At 70.0% G+C, this 24,181-nt stretch carries 19 protein-coding genes; 9 read left to right on the top strand and 10 right to left on the bottom strand.

From position 1 onward, the window contains the following. The first annotated feature begins 6 nt into the window (after positions 1 to 6). Positions 7 to 924 carry a transketolase gene (locus HNR09_RS10300; RefSeq protein WP_378939184.1) on the top strand — a complete coding sequence of 306 codons (918 nt, stop codon included), beginning with the start codon at positions 7 to 9 and terminating at the stop codon, positions 922 to 924. Next, the gene (locus HNR09_RS10295) at positions 921 to 1,931 is read left to right on the top strand and encodes a transketolase family protein (RefSeq protein ID WP_179541953.1); all 1,011 of its coding nucleotides are present in this window, start codon (positions 921 to 923) and stop codon (positions 1,929 to 1,931) included. Before HNR09_RS10300 ends, HNR09_RS10295 begins: the two co-directional genes overlap by 4 nt. A 108-nt stretch (positions 1,932 to 2,039) precedes the next feature. Here HNR09_RS10295 and HNR09_RS10290 read toward each other — a convergent pair whose 3' ends face one another. Beyond that, positions 2,040 to 2,516 (bottom strand): flavodoxin domain-containing protein, encoded by a 477-nt coding sequence (locus HNR09_RS10290; RefSeq protein ID WP_179541952.1) that lies wholly within the window; start codon positions 2,514 to 2,516, stop codon positions 2,040 to 2,042. A 190-nt stretch (positions 2,517 to 2,706) separates the two neighbouring features. Between HNR09_RS10290 and HNR09_RS16385 the strand changes: the two genes are divergently transcribed. Together HNR09_RS16385 and HNR09_RS10280 are read left to right on the top strand one after the other, a co-directional pair. Further along, the gene (locus HNR09_RS16385; RefSeq protein WP_179541951.1) at positions 2,707 to 4,134 is read left to right on the top strand and encodes a sensor histidine kinase; all 1,428 of its coding nucleotides are present in this window, start codon (positions 2,707 to 2,709) and stop codon (positions 4,132 to 4,134) included. Then, entirely contained in the window at positions 4,131 to 4,916 is a 786-nt protein-coding gene (locus HNR09_RS10280) for a response regulator (protein WP_343047514.1), read from the top strand. The genes HNR09_RS16385 and HNR09_RS10280 overlap by 4 nt, the downstream gene beginning before the upstream one ends. A 151-nt stretch (positions 4,917 to 5,067) precedes the next feature. Here HNR09_RS10280 and HNR09_RS10275 read toward each other — a convergent pair whose 3' ends face one another. Further along, complete coding sequence (locus HNR09_RS10275; protein ID WP_218881919.1) at positions 5,068 to 6,162, bottom strand: carbon-nitrogen hydrolase family protein; 1,095 nt, start codon at positions 6,160 to 6,162, stop codon at positions 5,068 to 5,070. Between the two features lie 129 nt (positions 6,163 to 6,291). Between HNR09_RS10275 and HNR09_RS10270 the strand changes: the two genes are divergently transcribed. The 3 genes from HNR09_RS10270 to HNR09_RS10260 all read left to right on the top strand — a co-directional run bounded on the left by HNR09_RS10270 (position 6,292) and on the right by HNR09_RS10260 (position 9,484). After that, entirely contained in the window at positions 6,292 to 7,236 is a 945-nt protein-coding gene (locus HNR09_RS10270; protein ID WP_179541950.1) for a helix-turn-helix domain-containing protein, read from the top strand. A gap of 170 nt (positions 7,237 to 7,406) precedes the next feature. Then, positions 7,407 to 8,369, top strand: coding sequence for an ABC transporter ATP-binding protein (locus tag HNR09_RS10265; RefSeq protein ID WP_179541949.1), 963 nt, complete (start codon positions 7,407 to 7,409; stop codon positions 8,367 to 8,369). Further along, entirely contained in the window at positions 8,366 to 9,484 is a 1,119-nt protein-coding gene (locus HNR09_RS10260) for an ABC transporter permease (protein ID WP_179541948.1), read from the top strand. Before HNR09_RS10265 ends, HNR09_RS10260 begins: the two co-directional genes overlap by 4 nt. Before the next feature lie 46 nt (positions 9,485 to 9,530). On the opposite strand, the gene HNR09_RS10255 is transcribed toward HNR09_RS10260, so the two are convergent. The 7 genes from HNR09_RS10255 to HNR09_RS10225 all read right to left on the bottom strand — a co-directional run bounded on the left by HNR09_RS10255 (position 9,531) and on the right by HNR09_RS10225 (position 18,212). Beyond that, the gene (locus HNR09_RS10255; protein ID WP_179541947.1) at positions 9,531 to 10,883 is read right to left on the bottom strand and encodes a dicarboxylate/amino acid:cation symporter; all 1,353 of its coding nucleotides are present in this window, start codon (positions 10,881 to 10,883) and stop codon (positions 9,531 to 9,533) included. Positions 10,884 to 11,001: 118 nt separating this feature from the next. Continuing rightward, the gene (locus tag HNR09_RS10250; protein WP_179541946.1) at positions 11,002 to 12,987 is read right to left on the bottom strand and encodes an NHL domain-containing thioredoxin family protein; all 1,986 of its coding nucleotides are present in this window, start codon (positions 12,985 to 12,987) and stop codon (positions 11,002 to 11,004) included. 94 nt (positions 12,988 to 13,081) lie between these two features. After that, positions 13,082 to 13,906: a hypothetical protein gene (locus tag HNR09_RS10245; RefSeq protein ID WP_179541945.1), complete on the bottom strand. Its 825-nt coding sequence runs from the start codon at positions 13,904 to 13,906 to the stop codon at positions 13,082 to 13,084. Then, a complete protein-coding gene (locus tag HNR09_RS10240; protein ID WP_179541944.1) occupies positions 13,903 to 16,107 on the bottom strand; it encodes a bifunctional copper resistance protein CopD/cytochrome c oxidase assembly protein in 2,205 nt (734 codons plus the stop codon). The genes HNR09_RS10245 and HNR09_RS10240 overlap by 4 nt, the downstream gene beginning before the upstream one ends. Positions 16,108 to 16,117: 10 nt before the next feature. Then, positions 16,118 to 16,978: a copper resistance CopC family protein gene (locus tag HNR09_RS10235; RefSeq protein WP_179541943.1), complete on the bottom strand. Its 861-nt coding sequence runs from the start codon at positions 16,976 to 16,978 to the stop codon at positions 16,118 to 16,120. A 116-nt stretch (positions 16,979 to 17,094) separates the two neighbouring features. Then, the gene (locus HNR09_RS10230; RefSeq protein ID WP_179541942.1) at positions 17,095 to 17,709 is read right to left on the bottom strand and encodes a hypothetical protein; all 615 of its coding nucleotides are present in this window, start codon (positions 17,707 to 17,709) and stop codon (positions 17,095 to 17,097) included. Between the two features lie 218 nt (positions 17,710 to 17,927). Continuing rightward, positions 17,928 to 18,212 carry an HU family DNA-binding protein gene (locus HNR09_RS10225; protein WP_179541941.1) on the bottom strand — a complete coding sequence of 95 codons (285 nt, stop codon included), beginning with the start codon at positions 18,210 to 18,212 and terminating at the stop codon, positions 17,928 to 17,930. A 433-nt stretch (positions 18,213 to 18,645) separates the two neighbouring features. Here HNR09_RS10225 and HNR09_RS10220 point away from each other — a divergent pair, with 433 nt between their 5' ends. Together HNR09_RS10220 and HNR09_RS10215 are read left to right on the top strand one after the other, a co-directional pair. Beyond that, positions 18,646 to 22,095: a pyruvate carboxylase gene (locus HNR09_RS10220; protein ID WP_179541940.1), complete on the top strand. Its 3,450-nt coding sequence runs from the start codon at positions 18,646 to 18,648 to the stop codon at positions 22,093 to 22,095. A 201-nt stretch (positions 22,096 to 22,296) separates the two neighbouring features. Next, entirely contained in the window at positions 22,297 to 22,836 is a 540-nt protein-coding gene (locus HNR09_RS10215) for an ASCH domain-containing protein (RefSeq protein ID WP_179541939.1), read from the top strand. Positions 22,837 to 22,893: 57 nt separating this feature from the next. Here HNR09_RS10215 and HNR09_RS10210 read toward each other — a convergent pair whose 3' ends face one another. Then, positions 22,894 to 24,159 (bottom strand): ROK family transcriptional regulator, encoded by a 1,266-nt coding sequence (locus HNR09_RS10210; protein ID WP_179541938.1) that lies wholly within the window; start codon positions 24,157 to 24,159, stop codon positions 22,894 to 22,896. Positions 24,160 to 24,181 lie beyond the last annotated feature (22 nt).

Here is a 24,181-nt window from a genome sequence, read left to right as displayed (position 1 = left end):
ACCACCATGAGCACCTCACCACAGCCCGGTATGCGCGCACCGATGCGCGACCGCGGCCTCGACGTCAGGGTGAAGTCAGCCCAGGAGGCCGCCTACCAGATTCGGATGGGCGTCCTCGAGCAGGGCGAGGCCCAGGGGGAGGGTTACGTCGGCCAGGCGCTCGGCGCGGCCGACCTGCTCGCCGTCGCCTACACCGATCAGATGCACCTGGACCCGGCGAACCCCGACTGGGAGGACCGCGACAGGTTCCTGCTCTCCATCGGGCATTACGCTCTGGCCGTGTACTCCGCACTGGCTGAAGCCGGGACGATCCCCCGCGAGGAGCTGACCACCTACGCCGCTGACGGCTCCCGGCTGCCGATGTCGGGGATGTCCACCTACACTCCCGGCATGGAGATCTCCGGCGGATCCCTGGGCCACGGGCTCGGCATCGCCGTGGGCACCGCGCTGGGGCTGCGCCACCAGGGCCGCGGGCGGCCCCTGGTGCTCAATCTGCTCTCCGACGGTGAGCTCGACGAGGGGTCCACCTGGGAGGCCGCGATGAGCGCGAGCCATTTCCAGCTGGGGAACCTGATCGCCCTGGTGGACATGAACGGCATGCAGGCCGATGGGCGCACTGAGGACGTGATGCGCAACGAACCCCAGGTAGAGCGCTGGGAGTCCTTCGGCTGGCACGCCCAGCGGGTGGACGGCCACGACGTCGAGGCGCTCATCCGAGCCTTCGACGAGGCCGCCGAGGGGGCATCCCCCACCGGGCGCCCGCATGTCATCATCTGCGACACCGTGCTCGGGAAGGGCGTGCCGATGCTCGAGAGTCGGGAAAAGCTGCACTTCATGAAGATCGCCGAGGAGGAATGGCCGCTCTGCAAGGAGCAGCTGACCGCCGGCCACAGGTCCGACGAGACTGAGGAGGACGTCCGATGAGCACCTCGAACACCGCGGAGCAGAAGCCGCTGCGGTCGGCGGCGATGATCGCCTCGATCGCCGACCCCGGCGTCGAGACCACCCGGGCACCCTTCGGGCACGCGCTCAACGCCGTGGCCGCGCGGGACGAACGGATCGTCGGCCTGACCGCGGATCTGGGCAAGTACACCGATCTGCACATCTTCGGCCGAGAGCACCCGCAGCGCTACTACCAGATGGGGATGGCCGAGCAGCTGATGCTCGGAGCAGCCGCCGGCATGGCGCAGACCGGCCTGGTGCCGTTCGTGACCACCTACTCGGTGTTCGCGACCCGCCGCGCCTACGACTTCCTGTGCCTGGACATCGCGGAGCCCGAGCTCAACGTCAACGTCATGGCGGCGCTGCCCGGACTGACCACCGGCTACGGGCCATCGCATCAGGCCACCGAGGACATCTCGATCCTGCGTGGCATGCCGAACCTGACCATCGTGGACCCGGCCGACGCCGTCGACATCGAGCAGGCCGTCCCCCAACTGGCCGCCGCCCCCGGCCCGAGCTACACCCGCCTGCTGCGCGGAGCCGTGCCGCGGGTGCTCCACGAATACGACTACAGCTTCGAGCTGGGAAAGGCGAAGCTGGTGCGCCCGGGCACGGATGTGCTGCTGATCGCCAGCGGCCTGATGACCATGCGCGCGCTGCTGGCCGCGGAGAAGCTCGCCGCCCACGACGTCGACGTCGCGGTGCTGCACTGCCCCACCATCAAGCCCTTCGACGCCGAGACGGTGCTGGCCGAGATCGACTCGCCGCGGCTGACGCTCACCTGCGAGAACCACACGGTGATCGGCGGGCTGTTCGAGTCTGTGGCGGCCGCGCTGGCCCGGCGGCCCGTGGGCAGACCGGTGCACCCCATCGCGCTGCCCGATGAGTTCCTCGACGCCGGGGCGCTGCCGACCCTGCACGACCGCTACGGCCTCTCGACCGACGCCGTCGTCGCGCGCGTGCTGACGGAGCTCGACGCCCAGGGCTGAGATCCGACCCGACGCGTTGCCTCCGCGGTTCGGGCCCTTATGACGCGATATTCGCGGTCATAAGGGCCCGAACCGCGGAGGCAACGTGGAGAGTGGCGTGCAGGAGCCTCAGCTGATGCCGTAGGCCAGCAGCGAGCTGGCCCAGTCCTCGATGGCCGGCCAGTCGCGGAAGTCGGCATCCTTCGGAGCTTTGGCGACGGTCAGCTGCACCTTCTCGAAGAAGCTGATCTTCTCCGCGTCGATGGCGCCCCGGAAGTACGCCATCTCCCGGTGCGGATGCTGACGCAGGGCCGCGTAGAGCGGCTCGTCGAGCCGGGGCCCGCCGCCCACCGCGAAGAGGAACAGCGGCTTTCCGCTGAGCTCGGTGCGGTTGCTGTCCAGGAACAGCTTCCCGGGCCCGTAGAGCGCCTGCCGGTAGACGGGCAGGCCGACGACGACGTTGTCCGCCTCGTACAGCCACTGCCCGGCCTCGGAGACGTCCTTCACATGGGTGGCGACGCCGCGGGCATTCAGCGTGGTGGCGATCCGCTCACCGATCTCCGCCGTGGAGCCGTGCTTGCTCGCCGTGACGACCAACGTGGTCATGAGGGCATCCACCTTTCCCAGTCCTGAGATGCTTCTCTGAGTCTACTGACTCCTAGCCCCGGGCAGAACGCGACGACGATGGCGCGCCCGCACGGATCCGGCTACCCTCCCCTTCAGTGACCTCTGACAGAGATCGCGCCCAGAGCCCCCTGGCGCTCCGCACGCCGCCGCCCACTGCAGGAGGACCCCGATGACGGCGCCCGAGTCTGAATCCGCCGCGACGTCTCCCGCTGCCTCGACAGCCCGATCCGGGGTCTCTGCGGACTCTCACGAGTGGCGACGGCGCTGTCCCACCACGGAGGAGCTGCGCCACGACATGCTGATCGCGCTGGCCCTGTTCTGCGGGGCGGTGCTGTCACTGACCCTCGGCCGCGGGCTGGGCTTCTATGAGGATCCTGCCGGTCCCGTGGTCTCGGTCCTGTGCCTGGCGCTGCTGCACCTGCCGGTCGCGTGGCGACGTCGGCGTCCGGCCGTCGTCGCCGTCGTGGTGGCCGGGGCCATGATCCTCAGCGGCGAGCTGCGGGTGCCGGAGCTGCTCATCAGCAACATCTCCATCTTCCTGGTCCTCTACACGCTGGGCGCGTGGAGGGCCCGGGACCGGGCTGCCCGCATCGCGCGCTGGACGGTGGTGGCCGCGATGGCGGCCTGGCTCCTGGTCTCGTTCATCCGCATCTCCGTGGAGCCGATGTTCGACTCCGACGAACCTCTGGCGCCGGGGGCGCTGACCCCTGCGCTGGCCATGATCCTGTACCAGCTGCTCACCAACGTCCTGTTCTTCGCCGGCGCCATCTGGTTCGGCCACCGGGCGTGGGAGTCCGCCCGGGACCGTGCCCGGGCCGAAGAGCGCGCCGAGCAGCTGCGCGCCGAGCGGGCCCTCGTCGCCCAGCAGACCATCGCGCTGGAGCGGCTCCGCCTGGCCCGCGAGCTGCACGACTCGGTGGCCCATCACGTCTCCCTCATGGGGATCCAGGCGTCCGCCGCCCGGACGGTGCTGCCCACCGATCCCGGCGAGGCCGAACGGTGCATCCGGCGCGTGGAGGACGCCGCCCGACGCTCCGTGGCGGAGCTGCACCACCTGCTGGGCGTGCTGCGCACGCACGACCAGGACGCCGTCACCAGCACCCTGCGCGCCGAGCACATCCCCGACCTGATGGAGCAGCTGCGCAGCGCTGGCATCGCCGTGGACCATCAGGTGCACGGGGATCCGCGGCCCCTGGAGCCGCTGGCCTCCCTGACCCTGTACCGGGTGGCCCAGGAGTCGCTGACAAACGTGCGCAAGCATGCCGGCCCCTCCGCCCAGACGAGCCTGCGGATCCGGTGGCGCAGCGCCTCCGTGGAGCTCGAGGTCACCGACGACGGCGGCGGCCGTGCCGCCCAGCACCCCTCCGGTGCCCGGACGCCCTCACGCCGCGCGGGAGGGCATGGCCTTCAGGGGATGCGTGAGCGGGCCGCGGCCGCCGGGGGGCGCCTGGAGACCGGCCCCACCCCCGAGGGCGGCTTCATGGTGCGGGTCGAGCTGCCGCTGGACATCGAGGCGGTCGACACCGCCGCCAGTACGGCAGCCGACCCCGCCGACTCCGCCACGGAGCCGGCCCTGGCCTTCAAGGAGAGACTGTGACGCACGCATCGGAGATGCCCGCCCAACAGGTCTCTGCACCGCAGACGCCCGTGTCAGGTACGCCGTCGACACCCGACTCCCCCGTCCGGGTGCTGCTCGCCGACGACCAGCCGCTGCTGCTCCAGGGCATCGCCACGATCCTGGACGCGCAGCCGGATCTACAAGTGATCGGCACTGCCTCCTCGGGGCAGGAGGCGGTGGAGATCGCCGAGCGACTGCGCCCGCACGTGATCTGCATGGACATCGAGATGCCCGGCATGGACGGCATCGAGGCCACTGCTCGAGTGCGGGGATCCGGGACGGCGGAGGTCATCATGCTGACCACCTTCAACCGTGAGGACTATCTGCTGCGCGCGTTGCAGGCCGGCGCCAGCGGGTTCCTGCTGAAGACCGCCTCTCCCGAGCAGCTCGCCGAGGGCATCCGCACCGTGGCCGGCGGCGAGGCGCTGCTGGCCCCTGAGGTCACCCGGTCGCTGATCCGCCGAGCGGTCAGGTCCGGAAACCCGCGCGACGCGGACGTCCACGACGGCGGCCCGGGCACCCGGGAGCCCCGTGGAGGGACGGCGCCGGACCCCCTGAGTGAGCGCGAGGTGGAGGTGCTCAGCCTGGCGGCCCGGGGACTGTCGAACGCGGAGATCGGTGTGCGGCTGTTCATCGGAGCGGAGACCGTGAAGACGCATATGTCCCGAGTGCTGGCGAAGCTGCATCTGCGCAACCGCGTGGAGGCCGTCGCCTACGCCTACCACCATCGGATCGTCACCCCGGACGGAGACCCCACCTGAGGTCCCGACCGCGATGGACTGACAGCCTGCATGCGACCATGGTCGGTCACAGATGACGAACGACACCTCAGGACGGTGCCGGTGATGACCCGCACCACTCTGGGCCATTGCGCGTCTCACTCGTCTCACCGACCCCGTGGACGGCACAGCGTCATTCGACCGCCCCCGCATCGGACGCCGTCTCCTGCCCAGCCTCTTGGAGGCCGCTCTCCGGAGGCAGGATCTGCGGATCCTCTCGGTGTCCGCCTCGCGTCACGCGGGGCTGTTGCTGATCGTTGAACCGCAGCTGCAGGACGTCCGGTCGCGAGTAGTGACCCACTGGATCGGCAGCGTTCTTAGCGGCCAGGATCGCGGAAAGATCGAGATCTGCGTACAGGATGCCTTCCTCGTCCGGCGCAAGCGGTTCGGCGAGCATCCGCCCGTCGGGAGCGAAGATCCGTGCGTATCCGCCGCCGGGGTGGATGAGTCCGCGCTTCTCCTCCGTGTCGGCGAAGATCCGGAGTCCCGCTTCACCCACGACTGCAGATGCGGCGAGCACGAAAGTCTGTCCCTCGACGGCGTACTGCTGCGAGGCTGCCGTGTTGACCTCTGGGCCCAGCGCATACACGGCCCCGGGGAAGATCGAGAAGCTGGGCCACGAGGCGATGTGGATCTGCTCGTGCTGGGAGAACAGCGCGTACTTGCTCAAGGGCTGGAGATGTTCCCAACAGCAGAGCGAGCCGATCCTCCCGAGACTCGTCTCGGTGACGATCAAGTCCGAGCCGTCGCCCTCGCCGAAGACCGTACGCTCCACATGCGTGGGCTTGAGCTTGCGCCGGGCGGAGACCAGGGTGCCGTCCGCCTCGATGACAGCCTGTCCCATGTACAGCGATCCGGCGTCCCGCTCGCTGTACCCGAGGCCGACGACGATGCCGGACCGGCGGGCGGCATCCTGGATCGCCCTCATCTCTCGCCCCTCGACGGTGAGCGAGTTCGCGGCGTAGGGCACGGTGAACTGGGACTGCCAGGCCACCGAGTCGAGCCAGATCCACCAGGGATAGTTGGGGATCCAGGTCTCTGGGAAAGCGATGATCTCAGCACCGTGATCAGCGGCTTCTCTGATCAGCTCGACTGTCTTCTCGACGGCCCCTTCGAGGTCAAGCCAGACCGGCTCCTGCTGAACCACCGCGGCCCGCACAGTGCGCGTGTAGTTGATGTCCATGAGTGTCTCCAGATCCTCTCGGAATGTGCTGGTGATCACCATCATGGACGTCCAAGGGGCCGGAGAGAGAGGCGATCTGCGCAGGACCTTGCGACGATCTGCGCCCCGCCGCCGGTCCGTGAGTCCGCCGCATCCGCTCTTGTCCAGCCGACCTCTCGTCTCTATCCTCAGACTATGGAGCACCATGTCGCCGACAGCTTCGGCCACTGGAGCGAGATCTGTAGCAGGAGCTTCGTCCCTCTCCTCGCCTGCCCGAGGACTCTGACGACCTGCGCAGATGATGACTTCACTGCGCACATCACCACACGTCACCTGGGTCCAGTGCGCCTCGCCCACGTCTCCTCCGGGGCCTCGCGGATCGTCCGCTCAGGCCGACTGATCGCCGCCGAACCGAGGGAAGATGTGCTGCTGTCGCTCCAGATCGCTGGCGCCGGCACGGTGACCCAGGGCGGCCGACAGGCCCACCTGATTCCGTCCCAGGCAGCCCTGTATGAAACTGACCGACCCTATGAGCTCCGCTTCGACCGTCCGATGAGCGAGTACGTCGTCCAGGCTCCCCGATCTCTGGTGCGCATCGCCCCAGCTGCGGCCCGACGATCGACCGCGATTCCCGTGGCTGGACGGTCCACGACCGTGCTTCGTCATATCGTCCAGGAGCTGCTCACAGCCGAGGAGTCGCTTGATGCCGTGCAGGGCGAGATGTATGGCCACATCGTGCTCGAGCTGCTGGCCGACGGCATCCGTACCCTCGACGACGGCGAAGTCGAGGGCGCTCTCTCGGGAGAGTCCCTCGTCGCCTCGGCGCAGGCGATCATGGAACGGGACAGCGCGGACCCACAGCTCACCATCGAGAGTGTGGCGCGCCGCCTGGGGATCTCCCGTCGATCCCTGGAGAAGCTCTTCGCCGACCATGGCGCCACGACGCCGGCGGCCCACCTGCGCCGTGCCCGCCTGCGGCGCGCCGAACGCCTGCTGGTCCGGAGCGACGCCACCATCGCTGCCATCGGCTATGCGGCGGGGTTCAGCGACGAGCGCACCTTCTATCGCGCTTTCCGCCGATGTCATGACATGCCGCCGAACGAATGGCGCACACGGCAGGGGCGACACCATGCCGGCTGAGCCCCTGACACCCCGTCTGCGCCAGCCCTGCGAGCGGCACCCGGCCGCCACGATGAAGACCCGTCGCATACGACGATGACCGTCACCAGAGCGTGAAGTCCGCATTCTTCACCGGCAGGTTCCCCCGGTCGGGGGATCCGCCTGTCGGTGCTCCGGCCTAGGCTCGGAGCATGCTCGAACTCGACTCCGTCTGCAGGTCCTATTCCGGTCGCCAGGTGCTCCACGACGTCTCCTTCTCCGCCCGGAGGGGCAGGCTGACCGGCTTCGTCGGCGGCAACGGCGCCGGGAAGACCACCACTATGCGCATCACCCTCGGCGTCCTGGACGCCGATTCCGGCACCGTCCGGCTCGACGGCACCCCTGTGAGCCCGGCGTCCCGCGTCCGGTTCGGCTACATGCCGGAGGAGCGCGGACTCTACCCCAAGATGCGGGTGGCCGAGCAGCTCAGCTACTTGGCGCGCCTCCATGGCTTCGACCGCCATGAGGCCCGGCGTCGAGCCGAAGCCCTGCTGGCCCGCCTGGACCTCTCGGAGCGCGGCGACGATCCGCTGGAGTCGCTGTCCCTGGGGAACCAGCAGCGAGTGCAGATCGCCGCGGCCCTGATCCACGACCCTGACGTCCTGATCCTCGACGAGCCGTTCTCCGGGCTGGACCCGATGGCGGTCGAGGTCGTCCTCTCCGTGCTCACCGAGCAGGCCGAGGCGGGCGCCGTCGTGCTCTTCTCCTCCCACCAGCTGGACGTCGTGGAGCGGCTCTGCGATGACCTGGTGATCATCGGCGCCGGCCGGATCCTGGCGGAGGGAGGGCGGGAGGAGCTGCGCGAGCGGCACGGCACCCGGCGCTATGAGCTGGTCACCGAGGACGACGCCGGCTGGGTCCGAGATGTCCCCGACGTCGAGATCGACGAGTCTGCCGCCGGGCGGGTGCTGTTCCGCGCCGGAGCCGAGACCGCCCAGCAGGTGCTGCAGCGCGCCGCCCAGCAGGGCCCGGTCCTGCGTTTCACCCCGCTGCTGCCCAGTCTCAGTGAGATCTTCAAGGACGTCGCCGCACAGGTCGATGCCACACAGGTCGACGCCACAGAGCCGCGCACGGAACAGTCCACCCACCACCTGGAGAAGGAGGTCGCCCGATGAGCGCCCCCTCGCCCACCCTCTCCCCCGCGCCGCTGAGCGTCGGCCAGGCCTCGCTGCTGGTGGCCGAACGGGAGATCACCTCCCAGGTGCGCAGCAAGGCGTTCCTGATCAGCCAGCTCATCACCATACTGTTCGTCGCCGGCGGCATCGTGGCCATGGGGCTCTTCGGCGGCGGGGAGGACGATGCCCCGGAGGTCGCCGTCGTCGACGCCGGCCAGGCGGCCGAGGCTCTCCCCTCCGACGGCCTGGAGCGTGTGGACGCCGCCGACATGGCAGCCGCCGAGGAGATGCTGCGCGACGGTGACGTGGAGGCGATCATCACCGCCGACGCACACTCCCCAGTGGGCCTGCAGGTGATCGGCTTGGACTCCGAGCCCGCCGATGTCGCCCAGCTGCTCTCCGCCTCCCCGACGCTGAGCACGCTCGAGGACGAGAGCGACGGTGGGCTGCGCATGGTCGTGGCGATGTTGTTCGGCCTGGTCTTCATGATGCTCTCGATCACTTCGGGCATGATGATCGTGCAGAACACCATCCAGGAGAAGCAGTCTCGGATCGTGGAGATCCTGCTCTCCTCGATCACGGCGCGGTCTCTGCTGGCCGGCAAAGTGCTGGGCAACTCGGTGCTGGCCATCGGTCAGGCGGTGGTGATCGCCGCGGCCGCCGCCGCGGCCCTGATGCTCTCCGGACAGCAGGACGTGCTGGACATGCTCACCGTGCCGATGCTGTGGTTCGTGCTGTTCTTCATCCCCGGATTCGTGCTGATCGCCGCTATGTTCGCCGCCGGTGCGGCACTGGTCTCCCGGCAGGAGGACTCGGGAGCGGTGATCACGCCCACGATGATGCTGAGCATGATCCCGTACTTCGTGGTGGTCTTCTTCCACGACAACTCGCTGATCATGACCATCGCGTCCTATGTGCCGTTCAGCGCGCCGGTGGCCATGCCGCTGCGGATGTTCTTCAACGAGGCGATGTGGTTCGAGCCGATCCTGGCCCTGGCCGTGCTGCTCGCCGCAGCCGTGGCGTTCATGCTCATCGCCGCTCGGGTCTACAGCCGCTCGCTGCTGCGCACCGGCCAGCGGGTCCCCCTGCGGGAGGCCCTGGGCTCAAGCCGCTGACCCGCCCGTCCGATGTCAGCCGGTCCCGTCTCAGCCGGTGTCAGTCTCAGCCGGCGCCGGACTGGCCGGTGCCTGCCTCATCCGCCTCGTCGACCTCGCCGACCTCCGGCGGGGCGTCGGGGTCCACCAGCATTCCGGGTTCGGACTTCGCGATGATCCGGGTGCCGGTCAGGTCGCCGGCGACGTTGCACAGGGTGCGGCCCATGTCCAGGATGGCGTCGATGCCGGCCACCAGCGCCACCGGCGCCATGGGCAGCCCGGCGGCGGTGACGGCCATGGTGAGCATGATCAGCCCGGCACCGGGCACTCCGGCGGTGCCGACGGACGCGAGCACGCCCACGGCGGCCACGGTGGCCAGCTGCGTCAGGGTCAGCTGCGTGCCGGTGACATTGGCGATGAACACCGTCGCCGCGCCCACATAGATGGCGGTGCCGTCCATGTTGATGGTCGCACCCAGCGGCAGCGTGAAGGAGTAGACGCCCTTGCGCACGCCCAGCCGCTCGGCGGCACGGATGGTGACCGGCAGGGTGCCGCTGGATGAGCGGGTGACGAAACCGGTGAGCATGGGCTCCTTGGCCTCACGAAAGAACCGGCCCACCGGGGCACGGAACAGCAGCAGGATCAGGGCGTAGACGACGATCTGCAGGATGATGCTGCCGTAGACCACACCGGTCAGCGAGGCCAGTGGGAGCAGCGCATCGGCGCCGGTCTCCCCCACCACGACGGCGATGAGCGCGAACACACCGATGGGTGAGTACTGCAGCACCCCGCGGATGACCAGGAACACCAGCTCCACGCCTCCGTCGACGAATCGGCGCAGGTGCATGGCCAGTCCGGCGAGGTGGTCGTCGGTGCTGTCCTGCATGAAGGCCAGCGCGACGCCGACGGCCAGGGCGAAGAACATCACCGCCAGCACCTCGCCCTCGGCGAGAGCGCTGAAGATGTTGTCCGGCACGATGCCGGTGAGGACCTCCGCCAGCGGCGGGGCCGTCTCCTCGTCGACCTCCGCGTCGCCGGGCAGGCTCAGTCCGGCGCCCGGAGAGACCAGCAGCGCGACGCCGATGCCGATGGTCATCGCGAAGGCGGTGGTGACCAGGTAGTAGACGAAGGCCTTGCCGCCGATACGTCCCAGCGTCTTCGGCGAGACGGAGGCGACCCCGGCGATGAGGGTGAGCAGGATCAGCGGCATCACCAGCATCGTCAGCAGCCGCAGGAAGATGTCCCCCAAGGGCTGCACGACGGCGATAGGCGGTCCGACCACCAGCCCGGCGACGACGCCGAGCACCAGGGCGACAGCGAGCTTCCAGATAAGTGGGACGTCCAGGTACCAGCGCCACGGGGACCGACGCGACGCCGTCGGCTCCTCTGCTCCGGTGCGGGATGGGGAGGATCCGGCCATGTCATGCCTCTCCTGTAAGGCGGACCTGTCACGATCCGGCTGCTCCGACGAATGTGCAGAGTCCAGTGTGACATGGCTGACCTGCCCGTTCACGGAGCGGCAGGGGCTCCCGCTCAGTTCACCTGATGCCGCGCAGGTCCAGCGTCAGGGCGGAGTCCCCGCCCTCTTCGACGGTCACCGGGATCCCCCAGTCCTGCTGGTACAGGTGGCAGGCGGCATGCATCGGGATCTCCTGACCCGGAGCCCCGTCACAGGCTGCCGCCCGAGCCGTGATGTGCAGGACGCCCTCCGGCACCGAGGGATTCAGCCGCAGGGTGCGGCTCAGCCCCTCACCGTTGCCGGCTCCTTCGGCGATCAGCTCCTCCGGGGAGGAGGAGATCTTCAGCTGGGTGGGGTCGCCCCAACGGTCGTCGAGCTTCTGCCCGGTGGGCGCCTCGAAGCCGATGCTCAGGCTGAACTCGCCGGGGGCCACCGGGGTCGTGGGCCGCTGGGTCTCCTGCGCGCCCTCGTCCACGGTGAGGAACTCTTCGGGGATGGCCACGCGGACCAGCTCGTGAGCGTTGGTCTCCACCACCAGCAGGGTGGTGCCGTCGGAGTCCAGCAGCACGTCGGAGGGTTCCTTCAGCCCACGGGCCACAGTGGAGACGGCGGCGGCCACGGTGGTGCCGTCGGCCGCCCGGTGCTCGCCGCGGTACCTGCGGATGGCCCCGTTGTAGGTGTCGGCCACCAGCACCGAGGAGTCCGGCAGCACGGTCACACCCAACGGGTGCTGCAGGCGCGCCTCAGCAGGGTCTCCGTCGCGGAAGCCGAAGTCGAACAGCCCTTCCCCGATGATGGTCTCCACCGCAGGAGCCTCCGGGTTCTGGCTGAGCCGCAGCACCCGCAACGAGGACGTCTCGGAGTCGGCGATCCACACATCCCCTGCGGCGTCGGCGGCGAGCCCGGAGGTCTGGGCGAACCAGGACTCGTCGGCCGGGCCGTCGGTCAGACCTTCCAGCCCGGTGCCGGCCAGCACCTTCAGCTCACCGGTGACGGGGTCGAAGGAGAAGATCTGGTGGGTGCCGGCCATCGCGATGATCACCGAGCCGGTCACCGGGGACCACAGCACGTCCCACGGGGAGGACAGCGAGACCCCCAGAGGTGCCATGCCCAGGCTGCCCACCTCGGGGCGCTCGGTCTGGGTCACCCGCTCGGAGTCGATGAGCCGCTGCACGCCGTTGCCGGCCACCGTGGTCACCTGGCCGGTGAACACGTCGATGCCGCGCAGCCGGTGGTTCACCGTATCGGCGACGACGAGGTCATAGCCCACCTGTTCGGCCACCTCAGCCGGGAGCACGGCCAGGCCCTGCGGCTCGGTGAACAGCGCGACGTCGGCGTCGCCGTCGCGGTGGCCCTTCTCCGCACCGGGCTCTGCGTCGGGCTCCCCGCCGCCCCAGCTGCGAGATACGGTCTGCAGGTCAGGGTCGAGCTCCACGATCCGGTGATGGCCGGTGTCCGCCACCAGGAAGCGGCCCACCGAGGAGTCGTCCCCGCCCAGCGGGCGGGTGACCGGCACGGCCTTGCCCGGGAAGCGCAGCGTGCGGGAGACCGGCTCAGGTGGCACATAGGGGCCGTCGCCGCGGTGCAGGGTGCCTTTGGCCTCGTGCTCGGCGACCAGCTCCTCCACGAGGGACTCCAGCCCGGCCACGTGACCCTCGCCGGCCAGGTTGGCGGCGATGTAGCCCTCAGGGTCGACGACGACCAGGGTCGGCCAGGCGCGGGCCGAGTAGGCCTGCCAGGTGATCAGGTTCGGGTCATCGAGCACCGGATGGGCGATCTCGTAGCGCTCGACGGCGGCGGCCAGGGCCTCCGGGTCCGCCTCGTGCTCGAACTTCGGGGAATGCACGCCCACTGTGACCAGCACATCGGAGTGCTTCTGCTCCAGCGGACGCATCTCATCGAGCACATGGAGGCAGTTGATGCAGCAGAAGGTCCAGAAGTCCAGGATGACGATCTTGCCGCGCAGATCCTCGAGGGTGACCTCCTTCCCTCCGGTGTTCAGCCATCCGCGGCCGACCAGCTCGGAGGCCCGCACCCGTGAGGTGCGGCGGATCGTCTCCGTCATGCGTGTGCTCCTTCAGTCCTGTTCCTGCCCGGTGTGCCTGCTCGTGTCGCGTCCGTGCCGTGCCGACGTCGCACCGGTGGCCGACCGGAGCCGCTCAGCCCTCGAGCGCCTCCAGCGTCGACACGGTGATCGCCTCGGCCATGGTCGTGAACTCCTGCGAGGACGCCGCCGGCTCCCCGATGAAGGAGACCATCACGACGTCGTCGCCCTGACGGGTGAACAGGATCTGCGCCGCGATCATTCCATCATCCTCCCCCTCGGCCAGCGTCCGGGACCTCGAATAGGCCACAGTGCCCTCACCCTGCCCCCTGGCCGGCTCCAGGGTCTCGAGGGACACCTCGTCCATGGCGAGCACGTAGTCGGCGTCCAGCTGCGTCAGCCGCACCTCGGGACAGGACTCCACCAGGGCCTGCACATGGCCCATGTGCTCCTGTGCCCGGGAGGCCTCGTCCTCGCCGTCGATCTCGGCGATCTCGATGGACCCGGTGCCGGTGAAGGTCTCCGAGCCGAAGTCCACACGCGCGGCGTCCGAGCCCAGCAGCAGCGGAGCCCAGTCCACTGCGGCCAGCGGCTCCTCGCAGGAGGCCGGTTCGACGTCGACGTCGGCCTCCCCTTCAGCCAGGGAACCCTCCATCTGGTCGCGGAACTCCTCCACCGCCGCCTCAGTGTAGAACCCGGCAGAGTCGAAGCCGAAGCTGGAGGCGCGCTCCATTCCGGCCTCGGCGGCGCCGATGAGCCGCTCCGTGCCTGCCCGGGGGCTCTGCTCGCCCTCCTCGCCGGCGCCCTCATCAGCTCCGCAGCCGCTCAACGCCAGCACCACGGTCAGCAGGGCCGCCGGCACGACGGCTCCACGGCTCGGCGGCCCCGTGCGCGGCCCGGTGTGTGGGGCCTCGGGCGTCGGCGTGTGGTGCCTGCTCATCGTGGGTCGTCCCTCTCTGCCATGCGGGCGAACATCTCGTTGTACTCGTGCAGGCCGGCGTCCCCGGTGCGGTCGGCCTCGCGGTCCTCCCGGACCATCTCCCGCCTGTCCTCCCGGGACCACTGCACGGCGGCGATCACCGCCAGAAGCATCGTGGGGATCTCACCGAGCCCCCACATCAGCTCACCGCCGCGCTGCTGGTCGTCCAGGGCGGAGAAGCCCCAGTCGTGCCCGATGTTCCCGAACCAGCTGGCCTGGATCAGGGACTCAGCCCCGGAGAGCGCCACCGCGATGAACGCGTGGAAGGCCATGGTGGCCAGCAGAATCACGAGCCTGATCGCATGCGCGGGCCGCTTCGGCAGCGGGTCATGGCCGACCATCACCAGCGCGAAGATGTAGCCCGTCAGCAGAAAGTGGATGTTCATCAGCTCGTGTCCCAGGTGATACTCCAGGGCGAGGCCGAACAGCGGGGTGTAGTAGAACAGCACGAGCGAGCCGGCGAAGTTCACCGCAGCCACGACCGGGTGGGTCACCACTCGTGAGAACCGGGAGTGCACCAGCCACAGGATCCATTCGCGGGCCCCGCGGGTGCCGTCGGTGCGCGGTGACAGCGAGCGCAGGGCCAGCGTCACCGGAGAACCCAGCACCAGGAACATCGGAGCGACCATGGTGAGCGTCATGTGCTGGATCATGTGCCCGGAGAACAACACCATCCCGTAGATCGCCGGTCCGCCGGAGGTCACCCAGAGCAGCACGGTCAGCCCGAACAGGAAGCTCACCGCGCGCATGATCGACCAGGTGTCGCCGCGGCGACGCAGCTTCACCATCGAGTGCAGGTACCAGGCGGCCAGGAACACGACGACGGCGACCCACAGCCAGTCGAACCGCCACTGGCTGAACCAGAGTCCCACGGTCGGCTCGGGCGGGAGGTCGTAGCCGGTGAGGATGCGGGCCGGGGTGGCGTCCGATGGCTGGTCCTCAGAGACCGGCGGGGAGGTGCGGCCCAGCACGGCGCTGACGCCGATCACTGCTGACATGATCGCGATCTCCACCAGGATCAGCTGCCACAGCAGACCGGTGACGGCTCGGCTGCGGGTGGGGTCGGGGCTCGCACCGGACGAGGCTCCCGCGCCGGCACCCTCATGGGCTCCGGCCAGGCGCGGGATGATCCAGCTGCGGTGCATCCAGCCGATGATCGCCAGACCCACGGTGGCGCCGAACTTCAGCGCGAGCATGATCCCGTAGGGGGTGGTCAGCAGCTGGTCCAGGGTGGCGATGCGCAGATCCGCGTTGATGATGCCGGAGGCCGCCACGGTGGCGATGGCCAGCCCGGCCAGCACCGAGTACCGGCGCAGCAGGGTGCCCACGATCTCCGGGCCACCCTGCTCGCGTGCCGTCAGCTCGGTGGCCTGTCGGCGGATCTCCGGGGAGAGCAGGGCCAGCACCACCAGTCCGCCCACCCAGACCACCACGCCCAGCAGATGCAGAGCCAGGGAGTTCACGGCCGCCATGTGGTCCTGACCCGAGGCGGAGTGCCCCACCAGCGCCATGGGGATGATGCCGCTCAGCCCCAGCACCGCGACGAAGAAGAGTCCGGCCGGGGCACGCACCGCGAAGACCAGGGTGGCGAACACCGCGGCGATGAGCACCACCGTCATCCAGGCCTGGCCAGTGGGGATGGACTGCACGTACCCCAGGAACCCGGCGGAGAAGCCGTCATCGGAGGAGAGCGGCTGCCCGGCCAGCGCCGAGTAGGTCAGCACCAGCACGGCGACAGCCGCCACGGTCCACACGACGGCGGCCACCCCGGCGATCTGCAGGGTGCAGGCGTAGAGCGGGTGCGTGATCACGGTGGAGGCCCCGGACCGTCCGGCGCGGTCTGCGCGCCGTTTCTCCGCACGGCGCTGTCGGCTGCGCGGGCCCACGCGGGAGGGCACCGCCATGACCGCAAGGATGACCCCGCCGATGGCGGTGGCCATGGCCACGTGGTGGATGAAGCGGGCCACCGGCAGGCCCCACCGGGTGACGACGCCCGGGTCCGCGATCTGGGACGGGCGGCCGATGCCGGTGAGCAGGCCGGCCACCGCCACGGCCACCAGGCCGAGACAGAGGGCGGCGCCCACCGCAGGCAGCGAGACGGCGCGCACGGGGGCGTCCGCAGTCGAACGGGCGGCGTCTCGGCCGCCTGCGGCAGGCGTCATCGGGTCTTCCTCACTTCTCGTCTCGGCGACGGTCGTCAGCGCCGTCGGTGCCATCAGCGCCGTCGGTGCCATCCGCGGAGTCGCCGGCGTCGTGCGGTCCAGTGTCCGTGCCGCCGGTGGTCTCGCGGGGCTGGCGCGGAGCCTGCTTCCACTCCTCCACCTGTGTCATCTTGCGGCGCATGAGCACCACCGCGAGGATGACCACCAGCACGCCGCCCAGACCGGTGAGGACTGCGGCCCAGGCCGGGAACTGGCCCTCCGCCGTGGCGGGTTCTTCATCGGCGGCAGGGTCGACGTCGGTGTTCTGCGCCTCCGTGTCCTCACCCGCGGTGTCCTCACCGACAGGCGCCTCCTCAGCGTCGCCGCCGGCGTCCGCCTCGTCCTCATCGGCGTCCTGATCGGACTGCTCGGCCGCGCCCTCGGGCAGCTCGACCTCGAAGGAGTAGCTGTCCTCCTCATCGTGACCGTCGGAGTAGACGACTCGGTAGACGACCTCGTACTCTCCGTCGGGAAGCTCCCCGTCCAGCGGAGTGGACATGGCGGCGCCGTCGACCACGGTGTCGGTCTCCCAGCTCTCCCCGTCCTCGTCAGTCACGCGGATCTCGTTGGTGATGTTCGCACCCTCGGTGAGGCCCTCGCCGGTGAACTGGAGGGTGATCTCCTCCGGGCTCTCGGTCAGCACCTCGCCGGCCTCGGGCGTGGACGAGAGCAGCTCGTCATGGGCCCAGGCCGGAGCGGCGGTCAGCGCGGTCAGGCCGAGCGCGGCGCCCCCTGCCGCGGCGGCGAGCCTGGCGGCCCGACGATGCGGGCGCAGGGACCGGCCACGAGTGATGACGCCGGCCGGTGCAGCGGTGATGGTGGAAGTGTTCATGATGTCCTTCGGTGGTTCGCGGGGTGTGGCGTGCGCTCGGCGGCGCGCCGATGAGCGCACGCCCCAGGTGCAGTCCGGCCGAGAGTCCTGCGGCCGGCGTGGACGCCGCAGGGGCGTCAGACAGGCACCGGTGGGCCCCGCACCGTGCAGGGGCCGCGCCCTGCCCAGAGGTCGGTCAGCGGCGGGATCGGGCCGCTCGGCGTCAGATCTGCCGAGCCGACGCCGAGGGGCACCGCCCGCGGCGTCATCAGGATTCGCGCCGGTCGCAGCGAGAGCAGGCTGGAGAAGGCGTCCAGGATCAGTTCACCGCGTCGCAACACCACGATGGTCAGCACGGCGGCCATCCCGTGCGAGAAGGTCATGCCCAGATCGGGGGCTCCCCCCTGGACGGCGCTCAGCGCCGTCTGGCCGTGCTCGGCATGCGGCACAGCCCCTGCGGCGCCGCTGGGAGCGGCCGCTCCCGCCGACGCGGGCAGGAAGGTGAAGAGACCGTGGAACACGGCCTGGGAGATCAGCACCGAGGCCACCAGCCGCAGACGCCCGAATCGCAGGGTGGCCAGAGCCGTGCACAGCGGCAAGCTCACCGCCAGCGCCAGGAGGACCACCAGCGGGTGCGGTGCGTGATGTCCGGCGGCGGAGTGCGCGACGACGGCGGTGCTCACGGCGGCGACGGCCGCCAGGGAGCCGCGGAGCAGGCGCTGGCCGCCGCTGAGCCGCGGGGCTGCACGCATGGTGCACCTCCCTGTCGTGGATCCGTGCTGCGTCGGTGCTGTCCGGACACCGACAGCAATTCTACGCTCGGTAGAAGTCAGGGTGGGCCGATGTGACCTGCTGGGGACATGGGCACTCCTCAGGCCCTTCCCCGACACCCGCCGGAGACGACGTCGGCCCCTGTCCGCGAAGCTGCGGACCAGGGGCCGACGTCACAAGCCGGAGCGGCTGCCGCGCCTCACTTGCCGGAGGCGGCGGCCTTCAGCTTGGAGCCCGCGGTCAGCTTCACCGAGTAGCCCTCGGGGATCTGGATGGTCTCGCCGGTCTGCGGGTTGCGACCGGTGCGGGCGGCACGCTTGGTGCGCTCCACGGCCAGCCAGCCCGGGACGGTGACCTTCTCGCCCTGGGAGACCTGCGAGGTGAAGACGTCGAAGACTGCGTCCAGCACGCCGTTCACGGCGGCCTGGGAGTTGCCCGACTTCTCTGCGACGGCTGCCACGAGCTCGCTGCGATTCATAGCCATAGTGTGTCCTCCTGGACTGGTTCGGTGTCAGTCCCCGTGTCAGGGGCTTTCAGAACGGCAACCTACCACGGCGTCACGCCCAGAACCGCATGATTCCGGGCGATTCACAGTGATTTTCCAGGGTCCGGGCCCTCGTGTGCAGCCTCTGTGAAGCATCCCACCCCACCCATGTGCCCCACCGGTCGTCGTCGCCTCCGGGGATTCTGCCCGAACGTGCCTCCATGTGACGCGGGACACGTGGCGCCGGCCACCATGGCCGGTATCCTGTGCACACTGCCCGGACTGCCCGGGCCGATCCAGGTGCTGAGGACGCTCGTCGGGCAATGACGCCCACCGGGTGAGCACCCGGGCAGGCCCCACCGCAGCGCCGCGCAGAGCTTCTGCCCGACCGCACGACGATGTGCGGCCGCCTATGAGAGGAAAGCGACAACGGATGTTCTCCAAGATTCTGGTGGCCAACCGCGGTGAGATCGCCATCCGCGCCCTGCGCGCTGCCAACGAGCTCGGGGCCAGCACGGTCGCCGTCTACCCGCATGAGGACCGCAACTCCTTCCACCGTCAGAAGGCCGACGAGGCCTACCGCATCGGGGAGGAGGGACACCCCGTCAGGGCCTACCTCGACGTCGACGAGATCGTCCGGGTCGCCCGGGAGTCCGGCGCTGACGCCATCTACCCCGGCTACGGCTTCCTCTCCGAGAACCCGCAGCTCGCCCGCGCCGCCGAGGAGGCCGGCATCACCTTCGTGGGCCCTCCGGCCGACGTGCTGGAGTCCACCGGGGACAAGATCCGCGCCCTGCGCGCCGCCCGGGAGGCGGGAGTCCCGGTGCTGGACAGCTCAGACCCTTCCGATGACCCGGAGAAGCTGATCGCCGAGGCCGACGCCATCGGCTTCCCCATCTTCGTCAAGGCCGTGGCCGGCGGCGGCGGTCGCGGCATGCGCCGCGTGGAGACCCGCGAGCAGCTCCCCGACGCGCTGCGTTCGGCCATGCGCGAAGCGGAGACTGCCTTCGGCAACGCGACGGTCTTCCTCGAGCAGGCCGTGGTGCGTCCCCGTCACGTAGAGGTCCAGATCCTCGCCGACGGTGAGGGGAACGTGGTGCACCTCTTCGAGCGGGACTGCTCCATCCAGCGTCGCCACCAGAAGGTCGTGGAGATCGCGCCCGCCCCGAACCTCGACGACGAGATCCGCCAGGCGCTGTTCCGCGACGCCGTGGCCTTCGCCAAAGCCATGGGCTACCGCAACGCCGGAACCGTGGAGTTCCTGGTGGACACCGCCGGCGAGCGCGCCGGTCAGCACGTGTTCATCGAGATGAATCCGCGCATCCAGGTGGAGCACACGGTCACGGAGGAGATCACCGACGTCGACCTGGTCATCTCCCAGCTGCGCATCGCCGCGGGCGAGACCCTGGAGGACCTGGGGATCCGCCAGGAGGAGCTGCGCGTGCGCGGCTCGGCGATGCAGTGCCGCATCACCACAGAGGACCCGGCCGCGGACTTCCGCCCCGATGTCGGCACCGTGACCGTCTACCGCTCGGCCGGCGGCTCCGGGATCCGGCTCGACGGCGGCACCGTCTACACCGGTGCGGAGATCAGCCCGCACTTCGACTCCATGCTGGTCAAGCTCACCAGCCGGGGCCGAGACCGGCTCACCGCGATCCGTCGCGCCCGACGCGCGCTGGCGGAGTTCCGCATCCGTGGGGTGGCGACCAACATCCCGTTCCTGATGAACGTCCTCGACGACGAGCAGTTCCTCTCCGGTGACCTCGCCACCGACTTCATCGACAAGCGCCCCGAGCTGGCCAAGGTCAACCGATCCAAGGACCGCGGCACCAAGGTGCTGCAGTTTTTGGCTGACACCACCGTCAACCGGCCCCACGGCCCCCGGGTGGAGGGCATCGACCCACGCGACAAGCTCCCCGGCTTCCCCGGCGACAAGCGCGACGAGCCGGACCGCAGTCCCTTCGACGGGCCCTCCTCGCACCCGAAGCCTTCGGGCTGGCGGGACGTGCTGCTGCAGAAGGGACCGGAAGGCTTCGCGCAGGCGCTGCGCGACCAGACCGCCCTGGCCGTCACCGACACCACGTTCCGTGACGCCCATCAGTCCCTGCTGGCCACCCGGGTGCGCACCCGAGACCTGCTGGCGGCCGCGCCCGCGCTGGCCCATGTGGTGCCCGGGCTGTTCTCCGTGGAGGCCTGGGGCGGAGCGACCTACGACGTCGCCCTGCGCTTCCTCTCGGAGGACCCCTGGCGGCGCCTGGCGCTGCTGCGCGCCGAGATGCCGAACATCCCCCTCCAGATGCTGCTGCGCGGCCGGAACACGGTGGGCTACACCCCGTACCCGCTGGAGGTGACCGACGCGTTCGTCGCCGAGGCCGCCGAGACCGGGGTCGACATCTTCCGCATCTTCGACGCCCTCAACGACGTCGACCAGATCGCCCCGGCGATCGAGGCCGTGCGCAAGACGGGCACCGCGGTGGCGGAGGCGGCGCTGTGCTACACGGGCAACCTCTCGGACCCCCACGAGGATCTCTACACGCTGGACTACTACCTGGGCCTGGCCCAGCAGATGGTCGACGCCGGCGCCCACATCCTGGCGATCAAGGACATGGCCGGGCTGCTGCGACCCTCGGCCGCCCGCACCCTGGTCACCGCGCTGCGCGAACGCTTCGACCTGCCCGTGCACCTGCACACCCATGACACCGCCGGCGGGCAGCTGGCCACCCTACTGGCCGCCGCAGAGGCCGGGGTCGACGCCGTCGACGTCGCCACCGCCTCCGTGGCCGCCACGACCTCCCAGCCGCCGGCCTCCGCCCTGGTGGCGGCCCTGGAGCACACCCCGCGTGACACAGGACTAGGGCTGGAGGCCGTGGCCTCCCTGGAGCCGTACTGGGAGGCAGTGCGCGCCATCTACCGGCCCTTCGAGTCCGGGCTGCCCAGCCCCACCGGGCGGGTGTACCGCCATGAGATCCCCGGCGGGCAGCTCTCCAACCTGCGGCAGCAGGCGATCGCGCTGGGCCTGGGCGAGCGGTTCGAAGACATCGAGGACATGTACCACGCGGCCGATCAGATGCTCGGGCGGCTGGTGAAGGTCACACCCTCGTCCAAGGTGGTGGGTGACCTGGCCCTGCAGCTGGTGGGCATGGGCGTGGACCCGGCCGAGTTCGAGGCGGACCCGCAGAGCTTCGACCTGCCGGACTCGGTGATCCAGTTCCTCGCCGGACAGCTCGGCGACCCGCCAGGAGGCTGGCCCGAGCCCTTCCGCACCAAGGCGCTGGAAGGACGCACCGTCCGGCCGCTGGACGAGGACCTGACCGAGGAGGACCGCGCCGGGCTGGCTGGGGACTCCGAGACCCGTCAGGCCACCCTGAACCGGCTGCTGTTCCCGGGCCCGACCCGGGACTACGAGTCCGCGCGCGACGCCTACGGCGACGTGATGGTGCTGCACACCCGGGACTTCCTCTACGGGCTGCGCAAGGACCATGAGCACACCATCTCGCTGGGCAAGGGGGTGCGCCTGCTGGTGACGCTGAAGTCGGTCTCCGAAGCAGATGAGAAGGGCATGCGCACCGTGGTGTGCACGCTCAACGGACAGGCCCGGCCCCTGGTCGTCCGCGACGACTCTGTGGAGGCCACCGTGCACGCCGCGGAGAAGGCCGACCCCTCCACCCCCGGCCAGGTGGCCGCGCCGTTCGCCGGCGCGGTCTCCCTGCTCGTGGAGGAGGGGCAGACCGTGGAGCCGGGGCAGAACATCGCCACCATCGAGGCGATGAAGATGGAGGCCGCGATCACCACCGCAGTGGGCGGGACCGTGGCCCGGACCGTGCTCAACGGGGTCCAGCAGGTCGACGGCGGAGACCTCCTGGTGGTGGTCGAACCCGCCTGAGGCTTGGAGGGACCGGAGTGCCCGGAGGATCCGGAGAGTCCCGCATGCCCGGACCACCGCACGCACTCCGGTCGCCCCTCCTCATCGAGTGGGGGAATCCACCACCGCTGCATCGCCGACTCCGGCGTTTAGCGGTAGTGGATTCCCCCACTCGATGTGGCTTCGGGCTCGATGTGGGTTCGGGCGGATACGCTGGCGATCATGTCCAGCATCGACCCCTCCCCCGCCCCAGCCGCCGAGGCGACGATCCCTCGTCGTGCACTCTCCCCTTGTGATCAGGATGCCGCGCGCACCCTGTGGGAGGAGTACGCGGAGGCACATCCGGTGGCCGCCTCCGCGAACCCAGGTTTCCTGGTCGATCAGTTCGGGGATCACGCCGAGCTGGCCGATGAGCTCCTGGAGCTGGTGCTCACCGGGCGCAAGACCTCCACGGCCAGCCTGCTGGCCGAGTACGTCTGGGAGGGCGAGACGCCGCCGGGGATCGGAGCGCACACCGTATTCTGCGACGGCCACGGCGCACCCCGGGCGATCGTGCGCACCATCGGCCTGGCCCTGGCCAGGTTCTACGACGTCGACGCCGAACACGCCTGGGCGGAGGGCGAGGGGGATCGCAGCCTGGCCCACTGGCGCACTGAGCATCGGAGATTCTGGGAGCGGGTGTGCACGGCCGCCGGGCGCAGCTTCAGCACCGATATGGAAGTGCTCATGGAGCGTTTCGACGTGGTCTGGGCCGCACCCTGACCCACTTGTGGGCGCCCCGATCGATGCGGGCCGGGCGACCGATTGAGACGGGCCGGGTCAGGGACGGGCCATGACCGGGGCCAGACCGAGCGCGCGGGGAGCCAGCTGCTGCTGCAGGACAAGCGCCGCGCCGCCGGCGGCCGCCGCGTTGGAGACATGGGTGGCAAGCCGCACGTCCACGTCGTGGCGGCTCCGGCCGAAGAACGCCTCCTGGACCACCCTGCGCACCGCTGCGACATAGAGTCCTCCCGCCCTGGCGAAACCGGGCCCAGCGAGGGAGATCGAGTCTAGGTCCAGGACGTTCGTCAGCATCAGCACCCCGTGGGCGAGCCGCTCGGCCGATCCCTGGACCACCTCGTGGGCACGGGCGTCACCCCGCCCGGCGGCGAAGGCGATGCGCGTGAACTCCCGCATCTCGGCTCGAGTCGGCGGCCCCCCGCCCGAGTCCTGGGTGCCGGCAGGCTCACCCGCGTCCTGTCCGGCGGCATCGAGGGACTGCATCCGCCGGACCACCCCATGAGGGGCGGCGAGGTCCTCCAACGTCGGCGTCAGGGATCCTGCCGGGATGTCCTGCTCGGCGCCCAGCAGCGGAAGGGCGCCGAACTCTCCAGTGATCGAGCTCGCCCCGCGGTAGATCATCCCGTCCAGCACGATTCCGGCGCCGATGCCGGCCCCCATGAACACCGTGCAGTGCGCACGAGAGCCCACCAGGGCCCCGGACCAGTACTCTGCCATCGCCGCGGCCGTGGCGTCGTTGTCGACCAGCACCGGCAATCCGGTCGCGGCGAGCAGGCCGTCACGAAGCGGATGCCCCACGAAGTCGGGCAGCGCCGAGGGGCCCAGCAGTGTCCCGGCGTCGACGTCGAGCGGCCCCGGCGCGACCACACCCAGCCCCAGCACCTTCTGCCTGTCGATGCCCAGATGTGCCAGCAGCTCCGCCACCCGCTCGGCCAGCAGCTGGACCACGCCCTCGCAGGTGGTCTCTCCTCCGAAGTCCCCATGACGCAGGCGCCCGACGACGGTGCCGGAGAGATCCACGGCCACACAGACGGTCTCCTCCGGGTTCAGATGCAGACCGACGGCGAAGCAGGACTCCGGGATGATGTCGAGCAGGACCCTGGGCTTGCCCCCGACGGAGCGTCCTCGGCCCGCCTCGGTCACCAAGCCCTCTGCCATGAGATCGCGGACCACCTGGGTGATCGTGGCCTGAGTCAGTCCGCTGGCCGCGGCGATCTCCACGCGGCTGATCGGAGAACGGGTGCGGATGAGGTCCAGGACGAGGGCGCGGGACGTGGTGACCGTGGTCGGCGCGTTCGATCTCATCGGTCCTCCCCTCCTGACCGGC

The organism is Nesterenkonia xinjiangensis (assembly GCF_013410745.1).
Taxonomy (GTDB): Bacteria; Actinomycetota; Actinomycetes; order Actinomycetales; family Micrococcaceae; genus Nesterenkonia; species Nesterenkonia xinjiangensis.
The sequence above is the reverse complement of the archived record's forward strand: the minus strand, read 5'-3'. Positions and strand labels throughout refer to the sequence as shown.